This is a genomic window from Paenibacillus sp. SYP-B3998, from assembly GCF_010820665.1.
In the GTDB taxonomy this organism is placed as follows: Bacteria; Bacillota; Bacilli; order Paenibacillales; family NBRC-103111; genus Paenibacillus_E.
Genome location: NZ_JAAIKC010000004.1, coordinates 259311 through 282739 on the forward strand (window position 1 = coordinate 259311; position 23429 = coordinate 282739).

Annotated in this window: 16 protein-coding genes and 3 tRNA genes; 11 read left to right on the forward strand and 8 right to left on the reverse strand. The window is 43.2% G+C overall.

What is annotated here, in order from left to right; genetic code table 11:
- Window positions 1-26: 26 nt before the first annotated feature.
- Window positions 27-956 carry a magnesium/cobalt transporter CorA gene (gene corA, locus GK047_RS13940; RefSeq protein WP_163947423.1) on the reverse strand — a complete coding sequence of 310 codons (930 nt, stop codon included), beginning with the start codon at window positions 954-956 and terminating at the stop codon, window positions 27-29.
- A 147-nt stretch (window positions 957-1103) separates the two neighbouring features.
- Between corA and GK047_RS13945 the strand changes: the two genes are divergently transcribed.
- The 6 genes from GK047_RS13945 (at window position 1104) to GK047_RS13970 (ending at window position 4722) form a co-directional block, all read left to right on the forward strand.
- Window positions 1104-1178, forward strand: a tRNA-Glu gene (locus tag GK047_RS13945).
- A 16-nt stretch (window positions 1179-1194) separates the two neighbouring features.
- Window positions 1195-1267 (forward strand) — tRNA-Lys (locus GK047_RS13950).
- 42 nt (window positions 1268-1309) lie between these two features.
- Window positions 1310-1391, forward strand: a tRNA-Leu gene (locus GK047_RS13955).
- Window positions 1392-1645: 254 nt separating this feature from the next.
- Entirely contained in the window at window positions 1646-3211 is a 1566-nt protein-coding gene (locus GK047_RS13960) for a stalk domain-containing protein (protein WP_163947425.1), read from the forward strand.
- A 162-nt stretch (window positions 3212-3373) separates the two neighbouring features.
- Window positions 3374-4387, forward strand: coding sequence for an HD-GYP domain-containing protein (locus GK047_RS13965; RefSeq protein ID WP_163947428.1), 1014 nt, complete (start codon window positions 3374-3376; stop codon window positions 4385-4387).
- On the forward strand, window positions 4384-4722 hold the full coding sequence (locus tag GK047_RS13970) for a response regulator transcription factor (protein ID WP_163947431.1): 339 nt from the start codon (window positions 4384-4386) through the stop codon (window positions 4720-4722). Before GK047_RS13965 ends, GK047_RS13970 begins: the two co-directional genes overlap by 4 nt.
- A gap of 46 nt (window positions 4723-4768) precedes the next feature.
- Here GK047_RS13970 and GK047_RS13975 read toward each other — a convergent pair whose 3' ends face one another.
- From GK047_RS13975 to GK047_RS13985, 3 genes are all read right to left on the reverse strand, one after another.
- Window positions 4769-5149 (reverse strand): hypothetical protein, encoded by a 381-nt coding sequence (locus GK047_RS13975; protein ID WP_163947435.1) that lies wholly within the window; start codon window positions 5147-5149, stop codon window positions 4769-4771.
- Window positions 5124-5756 (reverse strand): ImmA/IrrE family metallo-endopeptidase, encoded by a 633-nt coding sequence (locus GK047_RS13980; RefSeq protein WP_163947438.1) that lies wholly within the window; start codon window positions 5754-5756, stop codon window positions 5124-5126. The genes GK047_RS13975 and GK047_RS13980 overlap by 26 nt, the downstream gene beginning before the upstream one ends.
- 73 nt (window positions 5757-5829) lie before the next feature.
- Window positions 5830-6234, reverse strand: coding sequence for a helix-turn-helix domain-containing protein (locus GK047_RS13985; RefSeq protein ID WP_163947442.1), 405 nt, complete (start codon window positions 6232-6234; stop codon window positions 5830-5832).
- Window positions 6235-6581: 347 nt separating this feature from the next.
- On the opposite strand from GK047_RS13985, the gene GK047_RS13990 reads away from it, so the two are divergent.
- The 3 genes from GK047_RS13990 to GK047_RS14000 all read left to right on the forward strand — a co-directional run bounded on the left by GK047_RS13990 (window position 6582) and on the right by GK047_RS14000 (window position 11049).
- Window positions 6582-7874 (forward strand): Kelch repeat-containing protein, encoded by a 1293-nt coding sequence (locus GK047_RS13990; RefSeq protein ID WP_163947445.1) that lies wholly within the window; start codon window positions 6582-6584, stop codon window positions 7872-7874.
- Between the two features lie 156 nt (window positions 7875-8030).
- Window positions 8031-9107 (forward strand): beta-galactosidase BglB, encoded by a 1077-nt coding sequence (bglB, locus tag GK047_RS13995; protein WP_240343950.1) that lies wholly within the window; start codon window positions 8031-8033, stop codon window positions 9105-9107.
- Window positions 9100-11049, forward strand: a complete 1950-nt coding sequence (locus GK047_RS14000; RefSeq protein WP_163947451.1) for a hypothetical protein — start codon at window positions 9100-9102, stop codon at window positions 11047-11049. Before bglB ends, GK047_RS14000 begins: the two co-directional genes overlap by 8 nt.
- Before the next feature lie 54 nt (window positions 11050-11103).
- Here the strand turns inward: GK047_RS14000 and GK047_RS14005 are convergent, their stop codons facing one another.
- The 4 genes from GK047_RS14005 to GK047_RS14020 all read right to left on the reverse strand — a co-directional run bounded on the left by GK047_RS14005 (window position 11104) and on the right by GK047_RS14020 (window position 17018).
- Window positions 11104-13332: a helix-turn-helix domain-containing protein gene (locus GK047_RS14005; protein ID WP_163947454.1), complete on the reverse strand. Its 2229-nt coding sequence runs from the start codon at window positions 13330-13332 to the stop codon at window positions 11104-11106.
- 126 nt (window positions 13333-13458) lie between these two features.
- A complete protein-coding gene (locus GK047_RS14010) occupies window positions 13459-15162 on the reverse strand; it encodes an extracellular solute-binding protein (protein WP_163947458.1) in 1704 nt (567 codons plus the stop codon).
- 70 nt (window positions 15163-15232) lie between these two features.
- Window positions 15233-16105: a carbohydrate ABC transporter permease gene (locus GK047_RS14015; RefSeq protein ID WP_163947461.1), complete on the reverse strand. Its 873-nt coding sequence runs from the start codon at window positions 16103-16105 to the stop codon at window positions 15233-15235.
- A gap of 13 nt (window positions 16106-16118) precedes the next feature.
- On the reverse strand, window positions 16119-17018 hold the full coding sequence (locus GK047_RS14020; RefSeq protein ID WP_163947870.1) for an ABC transporter permease: 900 nt from the start codon (window positions 17016-17018) through the stop codon (window positions 16119-16121).
- A gap of 402 nt (window positions 17019-17420) precedes the next feature.
- Here GK047_RS14020 and GK047_RS14025 point away from each other — a divergent pair, with 402 nt between their 5' ends.
- Together GK047_RS14025 and GK047_RS14030 are read left to right on the forward strand one after the other, a co-directional pair.
- Entirely contained in the window at window positions 17421-22532 is a 5112-nt protein-coding gene (locus GK047_RS14025; protein ID WP_163947464.1) for a carbohydrate binding domain-containing protein, read from the forward strand.
- Between the two features lie 217 nt (window positions 22533-22749).
- Entirely contained in the window at window positions 22750-23403 is a 654-nt protein-coding gene (locus tag GK047_RS14030; RefSeq protein ID WP_163947466.1) for a hypothetical protein, read from the forward strand.
- Window positions 23404-23429 lie beyond the last annotated feature (26 nt).

A 23429-nucleotide genomic window follows, 5' to 3' on the forward strand; every position in this document is an offset into this window, starting at 1 on the left:
TATAATCGCAGGGAGCGCTTTTTCCACTAAAACCAACGTTTACGTTTAAAGTAGTACCACATACACCCTCCAACAATAATCATCAGAATCCAAGCATATAAATAGCCGTGATCCCAAGTGAGTTCAGGTATATATTTAAAGTTCATTCCGTAGAGTCCTACGATAAAAGTAAGGGGAAGAAAAATGGTGCTGAACAAGGTGAGTGTTTTCATAATTTCGTTCATGCGATCCGATTTCATACTCATTTGCAGTTCCAGTAGACCGGTTAAGGACTCCCGAAAAATATCTAGAGAATCAACCACGCGTGAAATATGATCCATGATATCGATGAAATAAACCTCATCTTCCTGCCGCGTATAGGGGAAGGAGTGATGGCTGATCGCGGAGAGGATGATTCGTTCTTCAACAATAACGCGTCGAAGTTGATGCATAGTCCGCTTTAGTTGAAAAATATCTTGTGCGATTCGGATGGAAGGGTTCTCATACACCCCTTGTTCCATCGCATCCAAACGATCGTCGAAATGATCGACTACGACGGAGTAGTCGTCTACGCAGCGATCTAATAAAGCATGAAGAATGACGCCGGGATGACTCATTTTTCCCTCAACTTCTAAGCATGTCTGGTATAGCTGGTCGAGAAAGGGAAGCTTTTCTTTATAAACGGTAATGATATAATTGGCGCCAATGACGATACCGATTTCTTGGGGCTGATAATGCTCTGAAATGGCGAAGAACGTTAAAAAAACGTGATTCGTGTAGGTATCTATCTTGGGACGTTGATTCAACTTGACCGCATCCTCTACTAGCAGAGGGTGACAATGGAAGAGATTGCCAAGAACATGCTTCACCTCACCCGGAGAAGGATTTTCCATGCGAATCCAAGCCACTTCTTGCTGTGCGGGAAAGCGTATTGGCTCCTCATGAGTTTGTCCATTTGTGGTCTCGTAAATAAGCATTGATGACGCGCACCTCTTGTCGGTAAGATGCTTTCAGCATAGCATATTTGATTGGTGAAGTTCCAGAAATTGTGCTTGTCATCCTCGATATAATCCGTTATAATAATTTTTGTCGTCAAAAATGGAACAAGGTTTGCAGACGTTCAAGGCCCGTTGGTCAAGTGGTTAAGACACCTCCCTTTCACGGAGGTAACAGGGGTTCGAGTCCCCTACGGGTCACCATTTCTTTTTACGCTGCGAGCCATTAGCTCAGTTGGTAGAGCACCTGACTTTTAATCAGGGTGTCGAAGGTTCGAGTCCTTCATGGCTCACTTTGACATTCACATGGAAGAAGAATTTCTTCCCATATATGCGCGGTCGTGGTGGAACGGCAGACACACCATCTTGAGGGGGTGGCGCTCACAAGGCGTGGGGGTTCAAATCCCCCCGACCGCATATACCTCAAAAAGCTCAGAACCCTTACAACGTAAGGGTTCTTTTATTTGTCTTTTAATTGCTGTGAAAATTATAATGACAGGAGACTCTTTTTTATATTTTTCGATCTGCTCATATACTAATGTGGATAATGCTAGTATGATTTATAGATTGTGATATCGCCATAAAAAAGTTGTTAGATATTCATAATGCACCTTAAATTTCTGCTATGTATTAACAGCAATTACTTTCAAATGAACTTCCAGGAGGGGAAAATGATTAAAAAGTTAGTGAAAAGCATCCTTGTAGGAATGATCTTATTGCTATCGTCTCAATCGACATATGCCAATGAGGTGTCTAAGCTCAATAATCATGAAATCAGTTTAAAATTGAACGATAAGACGGCAGTTGTTAATGGGCAAGCAGTTACTCTACCAGCTGCGCCAATTTTGTTGAATAACACCACAATGGTGCCTTTACGAATGATTGGGGATTCATTGGAAGCTGAAACAAAATGGGACGATTCTACTCGAACAATAACAATCCTATTAGCCAAACAGGCCATATATCTTACAGTTGATCAGACAATAGCTACTGTTAACGGTACATCCGTCAAGTTAGATCAGCCGGCTACTATTATAAATGAAACTGCCATGGTCCCCCTTCGTTTTATTTCTGAAAATTTAAATCAAACAGTCACCTTTGACAGTAGTACGCAGATGATCACTATAAAGAATAAAAAAATAGAAGTTCAGCCTCTTGGACCGAAGAAGCTTGATAATCCAACTGTAGATAACTTAACGCTATCTATCGGCAAACCAGATAGATACATATATCAATATGACGGCCCCAGTATTAGGAGTAAACAGGAAAGTATTTCGAGTTTTGTTGCGGATCGTAACAATAATATATTTATGATTGATTTTAAAAATGATCGTCCGGCATTAAGCCAGTATTATATTTCTTCCTACAATCAAGAGAATGGAAGTAGTAAAAAGCTCCAGCATGTAGTTAATATTGATGAAAAATTTAACATTGAATATAAAGATAAAACGGGCATTGTACAAAATTTAAAGTACTTTGATCTAGCTCCAAAGCAGCTCTTTTACGATGAGCAGCATGACAAGGTATATTTGCTTGCAAATGTTGATAAGAAGGATATTACGACTGTTATCTATGAAGTCTTGCCCAATGTCCAGATGCTCACTTATCATTTGGATTGTGTGATGGATGAGGAAAGCGATTTTTTTGCCACATTAAACGAGAAACAATTTTACTACAGCAATACGTTGCAAGAGCGAGTATATTCCTTTGAAATTGGTAAAGAGCGAGACACAACCGGGGTGTTAAGCAGTAGTTTGAAACAGCAGCTTGTATCTACAGTAAAAGAAAGCGCCATCTATGTATTGGATACAGTCAATAGAACAATTAGTAAATTAGACACAAAGGGAAGTCTTCAAGAGGTAGCTAAGGTGAATTTGAAACAAATAAATGGAGCAGCATCTAGGGATGGATTCTTTTATGTGGCGGATGAACAAGGGTTTTATAAATTGAGTACTGACGGCGCAATCGAGAATTATGTGAAGTTGAATGAACTAGCCTACAAGCATGGTCTCTACGATCCGGCCAAGAAAATGTATGAAAAAATGGTGCCTGGTGTTGCTGGATATATGGAGTATTCAGAAGGAAATATGAGTCAGGGTGGAGAAAAAGAGCCCAGCAGCCTATCATTAGGTAATTCAATAGACTTCACTGTGGACAGCAAAGGAAACATAGTTATTTACGATACTACGAATCGTATGATTAGAAGAATTAATTTGTATCACACAAAAAACGATTAGTGAGTGGTGTAACCGACACGTCTACTATTTTCTCGAAAATGTAAATAGGTTATTTATCCCAATATTTCAAATGAAATTCGGGCTTCAAATCCCATAGATGTCGGGAATTCTGTCGTATATAATTGAAATGGTTACACTTTGGTACTATTGGAGAGGGCTTTATTGAGAGAATTATTGGGTAAGGTATTAAAGTATGATGTTACGACTAGTTATGGTCTTGTATTAGTCCCGAGTCAATCTGTTCTGGATCAAGAGCACTTGGATTTATTTCAACAGCACCGAATTGATAAGGTGGATATTATTGTAACATCGCATATAGAAGTCGTGTCTACCTCCGATTCCTCCCAACTCCTTGTACAGAAGGCTACTCAGTATGCGAAGGATTTGTTCGAACGTATCCAGACGCATAAGAAAATCCCCCTGCTTGAAATCAAAAATGATTTGATTCCAATTATTCAGGAGGCGGCGGAGCATCCCGATTTATTTCAACTGTTCCAAGCGGTTAAAGCTAAGGATGAGTACACGCACCGGCACAACATCGGCGTCGGTATTCTATCTACTCTTATAGGTAAATGGTTAAATCTTCCTGATTCAGACGTGGCCTTATTATCCCTGGCGGCAACTCTTCATGATGTTGGTAAAGTCCAGATTTCACAAGAGATTCTGATGAAGCCAGGTAAGCTAACTCGGGAAGAATTTGATGAAATGAAGCGGCATACGGTATTGGGTTACAACATGCTCAAAGATACAGTCGGACTTAACTACAGGGTTGCGCTTGTAGCTTTACAGCATCATGAACGCGCCGATGGCAGTGGATATCCTTTGAAATTAAAAGATGCTCAGTTAGACCGAATGAGTCGTATTGTCGCTGTAGCTGATATTTTCCATGCGATGTCCTCGAAGCGTCCTTATCACGAAATGATGCCATTTTATGAGGTTGTAAGCCGCATGAGGCAAGGGTTTTTCGGTGAGTTGGATCCGCATATTGTTTCTGTGTTCCTTAGCAACATGGTAAAGAGTCTAATCGGTCGAAAGGTCTTGCTTACCGATGGTCGGTGGGGTGAGGTCATCTATATTAATCCAAGTGATGATACGAATCCGTTGGTCAAAGTCGAGGAGACTTTTCTTGATCTCAGTCGTGAGCGACACATACATATAAAGGAAGTAATAGCATGAAAAACAACACAAGCATGCAGGAAGAAGCTACCGTTCTGATCGAGCGTAATCATGAACCGCATCTCGTTTTGAACCAATTCTTTTCCAATCATGGTCTCACGCAACGTGAATCGGAAATTCTTGCAATTATTGCGACCTATGGGTATACGAATCGGGAAATCGCGGAATATTGCTGTATTAGCGAGAAAACGGTGAAGATTCATCTTGCCAACATTATGGGTAAAATCGGGATCAGCTCCATGCGTAGATTACTCGCGCTGCTGTTACAGCAAGCCTTGTTATTCTCAAGAATGACAAACGAATCTAACCGAGTTACATCAATTGGCGTAAGCTAAATAATGAGAAGGGCTTCTAAATAAGAAGTCCTTCTTTTCTTTTTTATCAGGTCGATGCTGAGTTCCAACGATACATAAATCTAGTATCCATTTGCAGCACATCTTCAATGTCACACATACGCATCCATAATTGATTAATTTGCTGAATTTGACAGGACAGAGCAGCATGACGCAGTTTAATTGTGCTTAAGCTGATACCAAAACGACGCGGGTGTCTCGGATTGATAAGAAGGTCATCCAATAGAACGGAAATGCCAGCTTCTTCTTCGTCGATTTCTTCTGCAAGCAGTTTTTGAAAAGGTGCTTGAAGCGGCACATAGAGGGTAGATTTGCTCCAATCAAGCTCCTTGGGCAGAAAGAGAATCGACATGAGGAACGGCTGCAGTTGATCATCATGATAATCATACAGGATGGTGAGCTTTGCCATTTGTCGATGCTCCTTTCCGTTTGAGCTGCTCAAGCTTCTCCATGATGCTGCGGGTCGCATCAGACCAATTGGCTGGATGATATGAAGAGGTTTGGTTCTTGATAAATAAATGGAACTCCTGATCCATAATTCCTTGGAAAATTCGACGTTGGATTTGTTCTAGTCTAGCTGCTGCGAGTCGATAAGTCACCTGAAACTCCTCAGATAGTGCTTCTATCATTTCGCTTTTTCGTTCTGGCAGTTGAATTTGTTTGATCATGGAAATGGGCATAGCCGCATACAACTGGAAAGCAGCAGCATCCTGTTCTTGCCAACCGACGTATTGATCAGGCATCGTCATCTGATTGCCTGCATGTCTTAATAGATGGCAGACTTCATGTAGGAAATCTTCCCACTGCTCTCTGGCAGAAAGACGGCGATCCAAGTTGATACTGAATAGTCCGTTATTTTCGACGGCCATACTGTTCATATCTGTGAAATATGTCCATATGTTGAGCTTGCTAGCCAGATTTACAATTTGTAGCTGATTGGGTTGTGTAAGCTGGTGCTGGTGATATAAAGCTTCAATCCACTGCTCAAGAGGCGTAGTTTGGTAGTTTGAGAACATAGTAGCACCTCGGAATAAGAATGTATGTTCGATCTTGTGAGCAAAAGAAAAGCCCATTGGGCTAGTTATGGGCTTATTGTCGACTATCAGGCTTGCGAGCTTGTTGCTGATCTTTAATGAAGTTCCAGAAGCGCAGCATTTCATCTCGGCGTTCCTTGGGTGCGTTCTTGAAATCTTTGAAAAATAAACTGACCTCAGGGTCATCGACTTCCCCATGACCAGATCCAGCAGGAGATTCGATGGAATCATCTTCAGTCGGAGCGAATCCTGCGAGCAGAAGAAGCTCATTTTTATCAGAGGCATTCAGGGCGTCAGCTAGAGAGATAACAGTTTCTCTTGAAGGGTTGAAGCGATTATTTTCTATAGAGTTAATAAACGAATAACTAACACCCGAGCGTTCTCCCAGCTCTCTGAGCGAGTAGTTGTGCTGCTGACGCAGCCGCCGGATTCGAATGCCGAATTGCACCATATCTTTCATTCATTCATCACCTTCTTCTATTGTAAATGCAGGAAGGACCGAAATACAAGTGGTTTCAAATAAAATGTTGCGGAATTCAAAACAACGATTTGGAAAAGGAATGGAAGTGATTGTTTAAAGATGGCAAAAAAAGTAGTACAATATCAATGATACAAAATGTAACTAGATGTCTGGAATCGATGTGGAAAAGCCTTACTCATCGTTTGAGGAGATTACTTGTATGTAACCAATGGGATCTAAGTGTAAATGAGAGGTGAATGAACGTAAAAGGGTAGTACATGAAATGTGTTCGTGAGGCAGTGTAATGAGTATTCCTTGAAGCTTATTATTCCAATAGGAGGTCTTTTATGTTAGGTGTAAATCTAGTCATTTTCAAGAAAATGTCGCTACTGCTGATTCTAAGTCTTTTTCTGTCCGCTTCGATGCCTGAAACCACCGTAACAGCCAATAAAGATGTAACATCAAAAATGGAAAAATTGGGAAATCCCTTTTCGAAATCAGCTTATGCCCGGAATGTTTGGGACATGCAAGTTTTTGAGGGCAAGATCTATTTAGGCCATGGCAACAGCAGTAATGACGGGCCCGCACCAAATGCAGGACCTATTCCAATATACTACTATGATCCAGGCAAAAATAAATTTGTAGTCCAAGATGTTGTGACTCCGACCTCCTCCTCTTCAAAGAAAGCGAAAATTAATAAATACGTAGATGAGGAGCAAATTGACACCTTCAAAATACTGAACGGGAAGCTGTACATACCTGGCCATGATGCTCGAGGCGAAGGGTGGCAGTATGGTAATTATTATAAATTGGACAACAATCAATGGATAAAATACAGGAACATACCTAAGGGTGTTCATGTTTATGATATGGCGTACTACAAGGGTGAACTTTTTGCGGCCATTGGCTCAGATACAGCTCCTGATGTTTTGGTGTCCAAAGATGACGGTAACACATGGACAAAATTAGGTTCCATTGATGCGTTCGGCCCCACTAGAGCGTATACGTTATTTGAATTTAAAAATAAACTTTATGCTGTCAGTGCCATGCTGCCAGACAATAATATGTGGTCTACGGAGAATAAAATCCTTTGTATTAGAGGGTGTTCAGGTGGGGGGGCTGAGAAAGCAGAAGGTTTCCAGAAAACGATCTACGGAAATGAAATGCTGCCAGGCATTACTAAAAAGGTAACAAATATACCTCCTTATATGAGGATGGTTCGCACTACTGTATTCAATGATAAGCTACTGTATATTGCAGGGGAAATTTATAATGATCATCAGTGGAAGCCGCAGTCGTTAGTTGTAGCGAATGATATTGATGACGCGCGTCGCGTGAGCTTCCCTAATCCAAATGCCATGCCTATGGATATCCTTGTTCGTGGAAAAACGATTTATGTCTTAACCCATATAGAAACATCTCCTGGTCAATATACAAATAGGGTATATAAAACTAGCGGGAGTGATCTTGATAGCGATGCGAACTGGACGGAGGTATTCAATTTTAAAGAAGACACCTTTGCGAGATCTTTCGAAGAACTAAATGGGGATTTCTACTTTGGGCTGGGGAGTGACACAGACCACGTCACGGACTCTACGGGAATGATTCTAAAAGTTAAAAAAAGTGCTTATTCATCCTGAATGGAGTGACATCTTCAATCCCCTTCACTTAATAATTGTGTATCTGGCAAATTATTGTTTATTGCAGGCAAGGCCCTCTTCTGTGGATACTTAAAGAGCAGTCGTTCATGGAACGTAAAGAGGAGAGGGAGTGCTTCAAAGATGGTTTCAGAATCAATGGAAACGTTACTTCAACAAGTGATCACTCAAATGAAACATTTGAAAAGTCCTATTGAGGAAACATGTCCGATTGGTATTGTTTCGATGGATAACTGGGAATGGCCTCAAGGAGTCGGGCTTTACTCATTGTTTTTATATTACAAAAAGACGCAAAGGCAAGACATCTTGCATGATTTGATTCAATGGTACGATCTTCAAATCAAAAAGGGCTTGCCATCCAAAAATGTAAATACGATGTGTCCTTTATTGACGTTGACTTATTTGTATGAGGAAACAGGAAATGAAGCGTATTTGGCCGTTTGTCGGGAATGGCTTGATTATGTGGTACAAGAAATGCCGCGCACGGATGAAAGAGGGATTCAACATGTCGTAACAGGCCAGTTGAATGAAGGCGAGCTTTGGGACGATACGTTGTATATGACCGTTTTATTCGTGGCGCGAATGGGTGTGCTTTTACAAGATGAACGTCTTATTCAAGAAAGCATTCACCAGTTCCTGATTCATCTGAAATACTTAACGGACCGTTCTACGGGGCTATTGTTTCACGGGTGGACTTTCAAGGGAGATCATCATTTTGCCGAGGCTTTGTGGGCAAGAGGCAATTCATGGTACACGGCCGGACTGGTTGATTATTTGGATATGGTCGAGCTTCCGGGCGGCGTTCGCTCTGTCTTGATTTCTGCGTTAGAGAAGCAGGTGAGGAAGCTGGCTGAGCTGCAAACGGAGGAGGGGAGATGGCACACACTGCTGACGGATGCTACTTCCTATTTAGAAACGTCTGCAGCGGCGGCATTTGCCTATGGCATCCTGAAGGCAGTACGCAGAGGCTATTTACCTGAGCATTATAAAGAAGTTGGAACCAAGGCATGGAGTTCGGTCATTCGACAGATTGATTCCTATGGAATCGTGAGAGGTGTCTCTTACGGGACGGGGATGGGAAGAACGCTGCAGGCTTACAAGGATATTCCGATATGCCCGATGCCTTATGGTCAATCGATGACATTGCTCATGCTTGTTGAGGGTCTTGAGCATCAACTAACGACCCTTTCGGGGCTGGAGGAACAATATGAGTAAACCTGTTGCGTGGAGTCATGATTTCTATAAGATAGAGGAGCAGCGGAAGAGGAAAGATGAGATTTTCCAGATGTATGCGCAGCAGCACGGGCGATTCTTCTCAGATGACGGAAGTTATATCGGCGCTGACATCGGTTTTACGCCTAGACCATCTGATCTTATGAATTGCTGTGTGACTTATTTATTCAGCAGGGTGCCTGCGGCAGTAGAGAAGTCGAATCAAGTTCTACGCCGATTAGACATGATTCCTTGTCATTTTCTACCCTTCTATTCCTTGCTATTGTTGAAGGAAGTTCCTGAACTGCTTCATTCGGACATTGTTGAGAAGCTAGAAGCTTACAGCAGGGGGCAGCTAGATGATTTCGTTGGGAGCGATCATGATTTTGTCGGGGTGAATGATAATTTTCCTTGTGTAAGCGCTTTTACAATAATTGCAGGCGGTCTGAGGTATGGCCGCCCTGAGCTTATTGAGAAGGGGAAGCAAAGGATTGGGCAATTAGCGAGTATGATGCGTAGAAGAGGCTCTCCCTCGGAATACAATAGTCCGAGTTATACAATATTGCAGATTCATGCTTTAGCCGCTATCGCCGAATTGAAAGTAGATGAAGAAATGACTGTACTAGCCTTACAATGTGAGGAACGAATATGGGTAGAGTACTTGTCCCATATGTTTCTCCCGGTAGGCCGCTTGGCGGGGCCGTATTCTAGAAGCTACATGCCAACATTGACTGAATATGGCGTTCATCCTGCGGTTCTATATATGCTGTTTGGAGAGGAGATGGAAGGAGAAGGACTTACGCGTGAGGAACGTGAGGTTCTCTTTGGGCAAGCGGATCACCATCTTCTTGCGGTTGACTTTCATCTGCCGAGTGCGCTGGCACAGTGGTTTCTACAGCGAGAATACCCGTTTGCGATGGAGGCAACGACGGAGTATAATGCCTCGACGGATGAAGTCGTAGGCGTTCAAAAGCTGTGGAGCGATCCGAGCAAAGCGCTTATCCATGAAGCTGAAGATGACAGGTTTCCTGAATACGCTTCTGGTATAGGTCGTATTTCCACCTATATGACTCGGCAATACTCACTCGGGGTAGCTTCACATGAATGGCATTGCGGCAGTCAGACCGATACGTTCCTTGCTCTGTATACATCCAATACGCCAAATAAGGGTCGTAAGGACGTAAGGATGCTATTTTCCCGTTATAGTGTTAATGATGCGCTGCCGGGGCAAACGAATAAATATGAGCAATTAGGGACGACGAACGGTCCTTTCCTGTTCTGGGATCAAGGGAGGAAAGTCGGTGTGCATCATGAAAGCACGGCGATGATGCTTTATAAACCGAGAGCTTATGCACGGAAAAATGTGACGAGTCTGCGCTTAATGCTCATCCTGCCGATTAAGGATGGCGAGCCTGATGAAATTTGGATGGGGGAGCAGCCGTGGAATCCATCATTATGTTCGCAGGAAAGTGTAGACATGTGTCCCGTCTATATCAAAGACGGTCAGGTTTACACAGCAATTTCCCCACTGGTGCCAAGTAACCACGGTCGTAAACGGGCTGTTCGAATTGAAAAACAGAGTGGGTATATCATCCTTTCATTTTATAACTATGAGGGAGTGAAGAGGGATTTCACCAAGGATGAATTCCTTTTGACCGGGAATGGCTTTGTAGCAGAACTAGGTTCTGAGCAGCAGTATGGTTCGTTCCAAGCGTTCAAACAAATCGTTTCCACCCCTGTGATGAAAGATGAGTATCTATCTAATGTTCATATGCGAGGGACAACCGTTAGACAGACTGTTTTTGAACGAGCAGGATGCAAATTAGCCTGCGAATATAGCCCTATTAGTGAAGGCATTCGTTATTTGAGCGTTAATGATCGCCCGCTAGGACATATAAAGTTGGCCGCCACAGGGCTGGATGAAAAGCGTCTGCCCTTTATGTAGGAATAAATAAAACGCAAGTCCCGGGGCGTGAGTGAACACGGAGGGGCTTGCGTTTTAATGTTTATTTTTGTTTTGTGCCAATATGGCTTTCCTATATTCGCCAGGTGTCAGCTCTTCTAGTTTTTTGAACACACGAATGAAGGAAAAAGAATGAATGTATCCGACAGAAAGGGCGATATCTTGAATCGACTCCTCTGTGGTTTCAAGCAATAACTTAGCTTTATTCATCCTCAGCTTCGTCAAAAAGTCGATAAACTTTTCGCCCTGAATCTCTTTAAACATGGTGCTGAAGTAGGGCGGGCTCAATCGGAATTGGTCGCTGACCTGATTCAAGCTTAGGCTGGGATCGGTATAGTGGCGCTCGATATAATCCTTAATGGCGGTAATGTCGCGATAATGAGGATTGATTTCTCTCTTGGCCTGGATATGTTCGGACATCCGTTTAAGCGTTATTAAATACTGTTGTTCCAATCTTTCAATTTTGTCAAAATGCTTGATTGTGTTCGTAAGCGGAGGCAGGAGCTCGTTATACCAGATGCTTTGGAGATTTTCCGGCAGTCCTTTGATTTCCCTATTCAAATGATACAACAAATAGTCGGCCAAACTGGCGATCGCTTTGCGGGATAGGTGGTTTGCGCGCATTTCTCGGAATGCGGAATGCAGAGCCTCTTCCCAGTTATCTTTGAGCGCAATAAAATGACGAATCAGCGCCCGTATGGATTCAAGTGATTCATATTGTGAAGCATTGGAACTTCGGATAACCGTTTCTTGTGAAATAACGCGATTTTGTCCAACGGCTGCCTTCATTTCTAACATCTCAAATGCCGAATCGTAGGAGTGTGGTATTGCAGAGAAATTGTCTACAACCTCGCCAACGCCTATTGTAACTGTAAACTTGAGGAATTGCTCAACCCATTCGTTGAATTGCTCGCACATTCTTAAGATTGGCCATACATCCTTGTCTGGGTTCAATACAATCAAATGGCAAAGTCGGTTATGAAACAACCAGTTGTTCCACAGGGATATCGTATATTGGTCGGATATTTCCTGAATAGCTGAGCGTAAAGCGAACTTTAACAGTGTTTGATCTCGGGCATTGTAGGTTAGCTCAAATGCATCATATTCATCCATTTCAATCAGCAGGACCAAGTAAGAATGGGAGCCGTTGTCGACACCCATCGATCTCAATTCGTGATTCCATTCCAGTTGATGGATACGATTGGTACCTGAAATCAAAGCTCGAAAGAAGTAGTTACGTTTTACAATCTGATTCTCAGCAGCCTGTTTCTCGTATTGTTCGGACTCGGTGATTAACTTCTCGATAGAGGATTCAATAAAAGCGAATTGATCATGTTCCATAAGCTGCGTATTTTTTTTGATGAAAAGTTGAATCCGATTGGAAATGACATCGATTGGTTTATAATTTTTGCGATATACGTAGAAAAGCATGAAGATGCCTGATATGACCACAATGCCGGCGAATATAAGCCAGGAATAGGAGAGCAGGGATAAGAAATGGATGATCGTCCTGTTTTTTAATCCAGTGTTAAGCGTCCAGTGGGTCAATTGGGATTGATAGGGATAGCTCGTATCGATTGGGAGATCTGTGGTAGTCGTATGCGAAGTGAAAAGCGGAACGTGTTCTTGATCTGTGAAAAAGGCGTAATGAACGTCGGATTTGATTAAATCGTTTAGTGTACTTTGTAGTGAATAGGCTAGCATGTTGACGACAATAAGTCCTTGATGGGCGTTTCCGAACGATACGGTTTTGACTAAAGAAACGACTTGTTGACTTGGATTGCCTGTGTAGTACACGAAGGGTCGAGGACTGCTCCATTCTACCTGCTCTGAATTGCTCATTCTAGTTTCTACGAAGGACTTATCTTCAAAATCATCAAGATCGACCGTGAAGGAATCGGATAATACCTTGTTGTCTGATGTTCGGTATAGGTAAATCGAGTCAATTCCATGGATGGTAGACATCGTGTCCTTGAGCTTCGAATACAGCTCGTAATTAGCAAGGGTATCGTCTGTGTTTGAGTTGAAAAATAGCTGCATCTTTGTATTTGTTAAAATGTCTCGGATCACGGTCTGATTGATGTTATTCAAATAATCATCGAACGTTTTAAGCACATTTTGAGCATAGACGCGATTGGCATTCACCGCTTCTTCTTTGGCATTGCTTCCGATTAAGTATAAGAAGATGAGAAACAGCATGAGGACGATAGACAAAAAGATATACAAGTAAGAAAAAAAGAAGCGCAACCAAGGATTTTTTTTCATTCGCATTCCCCATTTTGAAGAAGTGTTTAATCATATTATATGACAGCTTCCCCGAAAAGGAGTACATATAAAAGCAAACTCCCTTCGGAAGGACCCGAGGGAGCCTGTTTGAATGAGCTGAACAGTCTATTTATTCATGAAATCGTAATAATCTTTAGTTAAGAGCACCTTATCTTTATTTTTGGAAAACCAATCCGCCATCCATTCTTCAACCTTAGTGCCATTGGAGGTTTCCCAAGCGGCATGGGAGTCTTTCAGCGCTTTTTCAGACGAAAAGCCGTTCCCGCCAATAGCACTCTTTGATAAGATATCCAGGATAGATTTATATCCGTTGGTTTGGTTAAGAGCAAGATCCTGAGGTAGTGCGGGTAGATAGGAGCCGGATACGACGCCGACCATTGGTCTTGATTTATTCGTGTAGGCATCGAATGCGGCTTGATAAGCAGCGGCAAATTGTTTATTCAGCTCATAATCGGCTAATAATTCTGGGGTCTTGCTGCTTGGTTCGATAGGATGGAGAGCCAAATTGGTATTCGAACACTTATTAGCGGGATCAGTAGCGCGCGTGTATACCGTAAAATCACCGATATAGCCTAGCTCTTTTTTGTTTTTCTCCAGATCCATAGGTTCAGCGCAGCCGCTAGGTCCAATCTTATAATGTGTTCCTTCAAGCCCGCCACTTCTGTCAAGACTGATGACAGTGCTTGCTTTATTCGAGTTCATGAAATCAATGAATTTAATGATAGCCGCAGGGTCCTTGGCTTTGGCGTTAACGACACTGATCATTTGAACGGGCTGAGATAATAGTGGGCTGAATTGGCCGAAAGGCGTTGATGGCAGAGGTAAGGTAGTAATTTCTGCCTTCGGGTTATTTTTCTTTAGGGCTTTAAAGGCCACAATGTCCGAACTGTTTGTACCCCATATGCCGAGCTTACCATTTATAAAATCTTGCTTGGCTTTATCGCCCTTACCATCTGTCAAATAGTCTTTATCTATGGTTCCAGCGTCATATAGCTTTTTCTTGAAATCAAGCGAAGCCTTCAAGCGATCCCAACCGAACACAAGCTTTCCGCTGCTGTCAAGAATCCATGGATTTTTATCATACGAATCGAGAGTGACTCCGAACATAGCGTCTACGATCTTACCCCCGACAAAGCTAAGATTCATTCCATAGGTGTCTTTCTTATTGTTACCATCCGGGTCTTTCTCAGCAAATGCTTTTGTGACGGCAAAAAAGTCGTCGAGCGTAGTGGGGGCTTGCAGATTGAGTTTTTTCAACCAGTCCGTTCGAATGTACAATAAATGCTGCGGGATGACCTCGCTTACTCTACCGATCCCATATAACTTTCCATCATCTTGCAGGCCCAACTGACGAAGCTTCGGATACTTAGCGAGCGTTTCTTTGTATACGGTGCTGTACTTATCAATATAATCGTCAAGCGGCAAAAGCTGTTTTTGTGCATATAACTGGTTTTTAAGAACCGAATCGTACTCAGCGATAAGATCAGGAGCCGAGTTAGAAGCAAATAAAGTATTTAATTTTTGTCCGGACTCCCAGCGTGGAATACTAACGAACGTGACATCAACAGGTCCATTTTGATTGATCCATTTCGTCCAACGATTTTCCGCTTTGGTGCCTTCCTCTTTGGGGACATCGCCCCTTTCGTAAATGGTTGCCGTTATTTTACCGCGTGGTACAGTTGCTGAGCTTGTAGGATCAGATGAGGATTGGACTGGCGTGTTTTTCTCATTTGTGCATGCGCCGAGCAGGGCCGTTCCAATTAAAACCATGGTCATCGTCACAAATACGCTTCTTCGTTTTGTCTTCATGCTTCGACATCGCCTCACTTTAGGATCAATTTAGGAATACGTTAAGAGGGTAGTGCGCGGCCGTACAAGATCATCCTTTGATAGCTCCAATCATCGCACCTTTGACAAAGTATTTTTGAATAAAAGGGTACACAATGAGGAGCGGGAGAATGAGGACAATAACCCCTGCCGCTTTGACGCCTTCGGGAGTGACCTTATTGACTTCCTCAAGGTTCAAAGAAAACTCTTGAATGAGGGATTGACTGCTAATCATATGCTGCACCAACACAGATAAGTTATATTTGACCGGGTCATTGATATAAATTAATACATTCGCAAAAGTGTTCCAGAGCCCAACTGTATAAAATAAAGCAATCGTTGCTAACATCGGCGCTGAAAGCGGTAAAACGATTCTCCATATATATGTCCATTCCCCAGCCCCATCTATGCGTGCCGAATCCTCGATCTCTTGCGGTAAATTCTCAAGATAGCTTTTCATAATGAGCATATTGTAGACGCTAATCGCACTTGGCAGCCAGAGGGCAAAATAACTATCAATAAGACCAAGCGATTTAATCAGCAAGTAATTCGGAATCAGACCTCCGGTGAACAGCATCGTAAACACGATGGCAAGCGTGAATGGTTTCCGTCCATAAAGCTCTTTCCTGGATAACGGATAAGCCGCTAACAAAGTGAACACCATGCAGATGAGAACTCCAACAACCGTTATAATTACGCTGTTTTGAAAGGCTTGCAAGACGGTGGTTCCTTCCAAAATTGTCTTGTAAGAGGTTAGGGTGAGGTCAATTGGCCACAGATACACTTTTCCAGATAAGACGGACTCATTCCCGCTTAAGGAAATAGCTAGAATATTGATGAGGGGGTATAGGCAAGTTAGTGACACAATCGATAAAATCAAATAATTCATGGCATAAAACAGCCGATTGTCTCCAATAGGTTTCATAGGGCTTCTCCTTTCACCAGAGTCCCTGGTTGAATTTTCTAGCGATCCAATTCGTCGTGAAGACGAGAACGAAGGCAATAACGGCTTCAAACAATCCCATTGCGGCGGTTAAACTAAATTGGCCGCCTTGAAGGCCCACTCGATAAATATACGTTGAAATGACCTCGGAGACATTGGATACAATCGAATTTTGCAGGTTGTAAACTTGGTCGAAGCCAACATCCATAATCCTGCCCATCGATAAGATGAGGACAATGACGATGACGGAGCGAATGCCAGGCAAGGTGACATGCCACATTTGTCGGAACTTTCCTGCCCCATCCAGACTTGCTGCTTCATAGAGACCCGGATCAATGGAGGACAGAGCGGCCAAATAAATAATAGCGCCAAATCCGGCTTCTTTCCATATGCCTGCCCCTAGGAAGACAGAAATCCAGGACATAGCTTTATACAAGAACGGATACGCCTCAATACCGAAATATTGAATGATATGGTTGATGGTCCCCGATTCCAAAGCGAAAAGGTTGATAACCAAGCCTCCAATAATGACCCACGAGAGAAAATGAGGCAGATATAGTAGCGTCTGTACGGTTTTTTTAAACCATAACCTTCTTATTTCGTTAAACATCAACGCGAGTAGAATGGGGAATGGAAAACCGACAACGATGGATAGCAAGGAGATAAAGAAGGTATTGCGGATTGTCGAGATTGCAAGGGGATCGGTAAAGAGGAGTTGGAAATTTTGCAGCCCAACCCACGGGCTTTCCCAAAGACCATCCGTGAAATTATAGTTTTTGAAAGCGATAACATTTCCAAGCAAGGGAACATACTTGAAAAGTACAAAATATGCGATGACTGGGATGAACATCACCATCAACGGAATATTTTGCTTTAGACGTCTTCTCCTACCCATCCCCATGTTCTTCGCAGTTGCTTCGTTAGGATCTTGCTTCAAGCGATCGCTGTGTTTTAAAGTATGCTGCATGCTTAGCTCCCCATTCATTCGTTGGATTGTGCTTACGTAGTTTTTGTGATTCGTCATAAATAACATACAGTTGTGAAATCTCAGCGTCTATAAACAATTTTCGGGCATGCACAAATTATTCGGTAAGAGGAACGAAAGAGTCTAATAACGCCGTTATTAAAGGAATGTGTATGCAAATTCTTGTTTATTGCAGCCTATTCAGTCTCTCCTTTATGCTAATGGTGTAACTAAATACAACAAGAAGGAGAGTAAGCTTTCACATCAAGAAAAGAGCGTTTTTGAGTCGCTAATGTGGGACCGCTTACATCTGTAAGAAGGAGGTTTTCCATTGTGCTTAAGAAAATGTTTCGAGCCTGTTTAGTACTTTGTTTACTTTCTACTTTTTGGACCAGCACAACGAGCTATGCGGACGGGGGTTCGCAGGCAGTATTTTATGTAGATCCAGTCAACGGCAACGACAGCAATTCCGGCACGTTGAATGCACCAGTCAAAACGATTGGAAAAGCGCGCGACCTTGTAAGGACGGTCAATGCGAATATGGCAGAGGATATTGTGGTCTATCTTCGCGGAGGGACGTACACACAAACGAACACGCTCGTATTTACCGAACAAGATTCGGGGAGCAATGGACATTACGTTGTCTACAAGTCATATCCAGGTGAGACCGCTGTAATTAGCGGTGGACAAAATATTACGGGGTGGACGCTGTACGATTCAGAAAAGAATATTTACAAGGCAAGTGCGGGCTTTGATGTGGAGACCAGGCAATTATATGTAAATGGCAAACGCGCTATTCGGGCCAGAAGCGAGGGTGGACTACCTGATAGCATTTCTAATCCTGACGGCATCTCAACTTCATTAGTAGACATAGCGGGTTGGGACAATGTCAGTGATATGGAAATGGTGTTTAATGAAAAATGGACGAATTCACGGGGAAGTGTGGATACGATTACGGCTGCAGATGGAGGCGCCTTCATCAAGATGAAACAACCAGGATGGTACAACCTACGGAACAAAAACAGCACCTCGGTAGCTACTCCCTGGTATTTTGAAAACGCTTACAATTTACTTGACCAAGAAGGGGAGTGGTATCTCAACAGAACGACAGACACATTTTACTATAAGCCTCGTGCCAATGAGAATATGACCACCGCTCAAGTAACGATACCCCAGGTGGAGCAGCTTGTCAAAATAAAAGGCAGCAGCTTGGATACACCGATTCATAATATCCAGTTTGAGGGGATCTCATTTGCGTACACAACGTGGCTGCTTCCGAACTCCAGCAGAGGGCTGCCTGACGTGCAATCTAATGTTCTCCGCGAAACCAACCTGACGACTTTTGAGATAACAGAGACGTTATCACTAGCAGCAGTTCAAGTGGATACGGGGAAATCGATAACATTTGAAAGATGTATATTTTCTAAACTAGGTGGAGCGGCAATTAATCTCAGTAAGGGCAGCCAAAATAATTTGATTCAGGGGAATTCGTTCACTGACATTTCAGGAAGCGGGATACAGATTGGTGAACTTAATAACAGCGATGTGGAAACTTATAACCCGTTCGACACGAGGAAAATATTAAGTGGGCATCGTATCGAAAATAACTATTTCTATAATCTCGCCTTGGAGTATCGCTCAGCGGTAGCCATATTCGCCTCATTCCCTGAAAATTTGATTATCAGTCATAATGAAATTGCAAATCTGCCTTACTCTGGAATTACAATTGGTTGGGGCTGGGGAGACTACGACACCGCCAATCGGGGGGTGCGAATAGAAAATAACTACATTCATAACGTGATGCTCGTGCTCAATGATGGCGGCGCCATCTACACGTTGGGGACCTCCTACGATATGGAGATTCGCGGGAACTACTTGAAAGATCAGGAGCATGATCAATCTGTTCTCTATTTTGACATGGGAAGCACTTGGATCAAAGCAGAAGACAACGTTGTCGAGAATTCACCAACGAACTTGTATATTAGTCCAGCTTCGGATATCCAAGTTAAACGTACCTACACAGACAACTACCTCAAGGTGAATCTTGGAATCCGCAGTCATGTTTCTGATACGGTCTTTGTTACAGACGGCAATTGGCCTGATGAAGCGTTAGCCATAAAGGCGAATGCAGGGCTGGAGCCTGCGTATCAGAATATTATTACAGAACCGCCCGTGTTGACTCCCGTCTCTGACCATCGACCTCATCCGGTTCCTTTGCCTGACCCCGCACCGGTTGAATTTTCCGGGAAAAGGGGAATTTTGACGGGGATCGAAAAGGTAGGGAAGGTTCGTAATAATTACTCAAGCTGGGTTGGTACGAAAATAACGATAGGCAGCGCTCCTCTTACGGTAACAGCTCTCGGAAGGGTGAACTTTCCCGACAGTGTGGAGCAGCATCCGTTAAAGATCGTTGATGCCGACACCAAAGAGGATGTAGCGGGTACGCAGGTAACGCTGATTATATCCAAAGCACAGGCAAATGGAGACTTTAAATATGCACAGCTTCCAGCGCCTGTCATCTTAGAAGCTAACAAGTCATACTACCTAGTGAGCAAGGAAAGTAATGGTGGCGATCTCTGGTACGATAGCGATTTGAAAGTGAGTTATAGTTCGGCAGTTACGGTATTTCGAGGTGTCTGGGGATCATCGTATAAGGATGGAGATATTAACGGTAACAGCTTCGTAGGACTAGATTTGCTTTATCAAGATAGTGGATCGAGTTTTCCTCCCCCTATTATGCTCCCTTCGGATATCGATGAGCCAGTCAATCAAGGACCCGCTCAGCTTCCGGTCGATCTTGAACATACAGCGGGAATCATCAGCACAGCGCTTCCTGCTGGAATGAGAAACGATTGGAACGGTTGGGTAGGGATGAAATTAACGATAGGTACCCAGCCTCTGTATGTTAGTGCGATTGGACGTATGATCGCCAGTTCTAACACGGGCAAACACAAGCTAAGAATCATTGATGCCGATACCGAGGCTATTATTGCAGAAACTCAAATGGATACTTCGAGAGGGACTCCAGGAAATTTCAACTATGGTCAACTAGAGGAAACCGTTCGGCTATTAGCTGGTAAATCTTATTATGTGCTAAGTCTCGAAGAGGATGGAGGCGACTCCTGGTATAAAGGTCCTACGCTGCAAACAGCGGGATCTGCAGTAACGATTAATAACGGGATCTACAAATCCAACGATAAAGTTTCCCGTAGACAATCTTATATCAATAATTTCCAGGTACAACAAGGTTTCGTAGGCCTTGACCTTCGCTATACGCTCGACGGTTATGCTTTTGAAAATTTGGTTAAAAACGGTAAATTTGAATATGATACGCTTTATTGGCTGCCATATAACGGATCGATATCACGCGTAACCGACGCTACCTATAACAACACGCAGGGTTCAGCAAAGGTTACAATGGGAGGATCTTTCGGGATGGCATCCCAAACCATTGCATTTGAGAAAAATAAACAATATGAAATATCGGTGTGGGTTAAATTAGATGCGGGCTCAAGCGTAGCCCAACTCATTTTGGATCACGCAACAGGAACACCGCGATACGAATATTTAGCAACCAATACACCCATAGATACAACGTGGACACAACTGAAGGTAAGGTATAAATACACGGGTTCCAATGCGGACGGGACTGCGGTTATACAGATTCGCATAGGTAATGGCACGACGAAATACACGTACTATTTCGATAACTTTGTTATAAAGGAAATTGCCGATCAAGTATTTAACGGTGATTTTGAAACGAATACGAGCGGTTGGACGCCTTACAATGCAGCTATAACCCGGGTGACGGACGCTACTTATGGGGGGAGTGCTGGATCAGCTAAAATCGTGATGTCCAATACGTTTGGGATGGCTTCCCAAAACCTGACGCTAGAAAAAAATGTGAGATATGATGTTTCGGCTAAGGTAAAGCTTGCGGCCGGAGAAGGAGCGGCTCAAATTATTCTCGATCATATCAGTGGAACACCCCGCTATGATTATTTGGCAACAACAACGGTTGATACGTCATGGCATGAACTGAAAACAAGCTTCGTCTACACAGGACCCAATGCCAATGCAAATGCAGCGATGTGGATTCGTATTGGAGACGGTAAAACCAAAATGACGTTCTACTTGGATGATATTCGTGTAACCAGGTCCATGATCGATCATTTGGATGTGAGTTTGGATAAAAGTGTGCTTAAGGTAGGTGAACAAACCCCATTTACGGTCAAGGGGATGATGGCTGACGGAAGCATAGCGAATTTGGACAATGTGGGACTACGTTTCCTTAGCAGTGACAGTACGGTTGCAGAAGCAACCTATCAGCCAACCGTCATAACGAATACCTATTTCCAAACCTATAGCTCGGTTACACAGATCACCTACAATCCCAACGGATCTTCTGTTTCTGAAGATGTCTACAGCGGGAATAATGTTGGAGTGGGTAGTGGCGGGATGCCATTCCTTACTGTCACTCAATCGACCTATGGGTTGGATAATCTAGGTATTGTTAATGGACAATTAATTGCCAAAAAAGAAGGGGCCATTTCACTGAGAGCCGTTGTTACCTATAACGGGAAAATGGTTTCGTCGATACCGATTGTGGTATACATCGATAGTACACCGCCAACAGCTACGCTTTCATACAGCGGAACGCTACTAACGAACCAGGATGTCATAGCGACGATTACACCAAGTGAAGTGGTTACGGTTACAAACAACAATGGTTCCAAAAGTTATCGGTTTGCGAGCAACGGAAGTTTTACATTCGAATTCATGGACGCGGCAGGTAACAGAGGAACGGCAACAGCGGTGGTTACGAATATCGATAAAACGTCTCCGACACTACGGCTTACGGTAGATAAACAGAGGCTTTGGCCAGCAAACAAGAAGATGACGCCGATTAATATTGCAGCTAGTGCGGAAGATATTGGATCAGGTATTGCATCCATCTTGTTAACTTCCATCACATCGAGCGATCCAGATCAAGCAAACAATGTAGTGGATATTGGATCGTTCATCCAGTCTGCGCTGCTCGTGCAAATTCATAAGTCTGAGCTCGCCAGAAATCAACTGCAGCAATCGGGAATTACGTTAACGAGTGTATCTGGACAGATGAAGTCCATCAATCAGATTCTGGCGGAGCTAGAGCAAGTTGTTGCTCCGTTATCCCAAGCAGCTCGGAAACAAATTTTAGAGAAAATATTTGAGTACAATATGGTCATGGAACAAATGTGGATCACATGGTTGAATCGTCATAAACCCGAGAATGAACCTGATATCCAAGATGCTGCAATCGGCACCTTCGATACCTCGTTTAAGCTGCGAGCGGAACGAACGAACCTTCTCCATGAACGAACCTATAGGATCACTTATGAGGCGACGGATTTGGCAGGGAATAAAACGACAGTTGCAACGCAAGTTGTAGTCGCACCCAATTAACCATGCATGGAAGGTGTTGAGGTTAAACAAGGAAGCCGGAGTCGATGGAGCGCGCAGCCTTCCATTAACTTCGGTTTTCTTTCTGCTCTTTTATTGATATGAGTTGCATGCCTATTGTAGAATCCTTTCGCTGTTGAAAGTGAATAAGCCGTACGTTCTAATAATTTCTTAGCACTATTACCATAAGAGAAGGAAATTAAAATAGGAGGGGTTAGAAATGCTGGTTTGTATTCAAAAACGACTTGCGGTCATATTTCTTGCAATTACCTTGCTACTCAGTTGGTTACTTCCCACTCGCGTGTTAGCTGTAGAGGAACCAACCATTCAATGGGGGGCTCCCTTATCGACCCAACTCGTTAGTACCACGTTCTATGTAGACGCAACTATTCATTCAACGGGGCGATACATTGCCACAATAGAGGTAGAAGGCCACTTATTTCCATTACATGTAAATAAGTGGGCATGGTGGGCTGTAGGCATCGTCTCATTAGCTGGTCAAGAAAGAGGTGTGAAAAAACTGACGCTTCGAGTTGCTTTTGATTCTGGTAAAGTCGTTGAGCAAGTTAGATATGTCATTTATGACTTAGAGCCTACGATTACCATTACTTCGCCCCTGCCATCCACATCGACTAGTGGGGATGTCTTACTCCAAGCTTCGTGTCGAGATGATGGTTCAAGGGGCTGTGTAGAGCTTAAAGTTACGGCTGCAACCAGTTATAAATACAAAGTGCTTGCTACAGCCGAAAGAGAAATTAATCAAATCGTGTCTCTTGCAGCATTCAGGGGGGAGCGCGTAACCCTCATATTTGAAGGCAAGGATAACACAGGCCAAGTGACCCGGAAGGAGCGGACGATCTTCGTCGTCAGATAGGAAGGTTACGAAGTCAGGCGAAATGA

Bases quoted from the DNA above. Each gene is read 5' to 3' on its own strand.
- bglB (WP_240343950.1), top strand. From the start codon at position 8,031: ATGGAAACGTTACTTCAACAAGTGATCACTCAAATGAAACATTTGAAA.
- GK047_RS14005 (WP_163947454.1), bottom strand. From the start codon at position 13,332: ATGAAAAAAAATCCTTGGTTGCGCTTCTTTTTTTCTTACTTGTATATC.
- GK047_RS14020 (WP_163947870.1), bottom strand. From the start codon at position 17,018: ATGGGTAGGAGAAGACGTCTAAAGCAAAATATTCCGTTGATGGTGATG.
- GK047_RS14000 (WP_163947451.1), top strand. From the start codon at position 9,100: ATGAGTAAACCTGTTGCGTGGAGTCATGATTTCTATAAGATAGAGGAG.
- GK047_RS13960 (WP_163947425.1), top strand. From the start codon at position 1,646: ATGATTAAAAAGTTAGTGAAAAGCATCCTTGTAGGAATGATCTTATTG.
- GK047_RS13990 (WP_163947445.1), top strand. From the start codon at position 6,582: ATGTTAGGTGTAAATCTAGTCATTTTCAAGAAAATGTCGCTACTGCTG.
- GK047_RS14015 (WP_163947461.1), bottom strand. From the start codon at position 16,105: ATGAAACCTATTGGAGACAATCGGCTGTTTTATGCCATGAATTATTTG.
- GK047_RS13985 (WP_163947442.1), bottom strand. From the start codon at position 6,234: ATGAAAGATATGGTGCAATTCGGCATTCGAATCCGGCGGCTGCGTCAG.
- GK047_RS13970 (WP_163947431.1), top strand. From the start codon at position 4,384: ATGAAAAACAACACAAGCATGCAGGAAGAAGCTACCGTTCTGATCGAG.
- GK047_RS13980 (WP_163947438.1), bottom strand. From the start codon at position 5,756: ATGTTCTCAAACTACCAAACTACGCCTCTTGAGCAGTGGATTGAAGCT.
- GK047_RS14010 (WP_163947458.1), bottom strand. From the start codon at position 15,162: ATGAAGACAAAACGAAGAAGCGTATTTGTGACGATGACCATGGTTTTA.
- GK047_RS14030 (WP_163947466.1), top strand. From the start codon at position 22,750: ATGCTGGTTTGTATTCAAAAACGACTTGCGGTCATATTTCTTGCAATT.
- GK047_RS13975 (WP_163947435.1), bottom strand. From the start codon at position 5,149: ATGGCAAAGCTCACCATCCTGTATGATTATCATGATGATCAACTGCAG.
- corA (WP_163947423.1), bottom strand. From the start codon at position 956: ATGCTTATTTACGAGACCACAAATGGACAAACTCATGAGGAGCCAATA.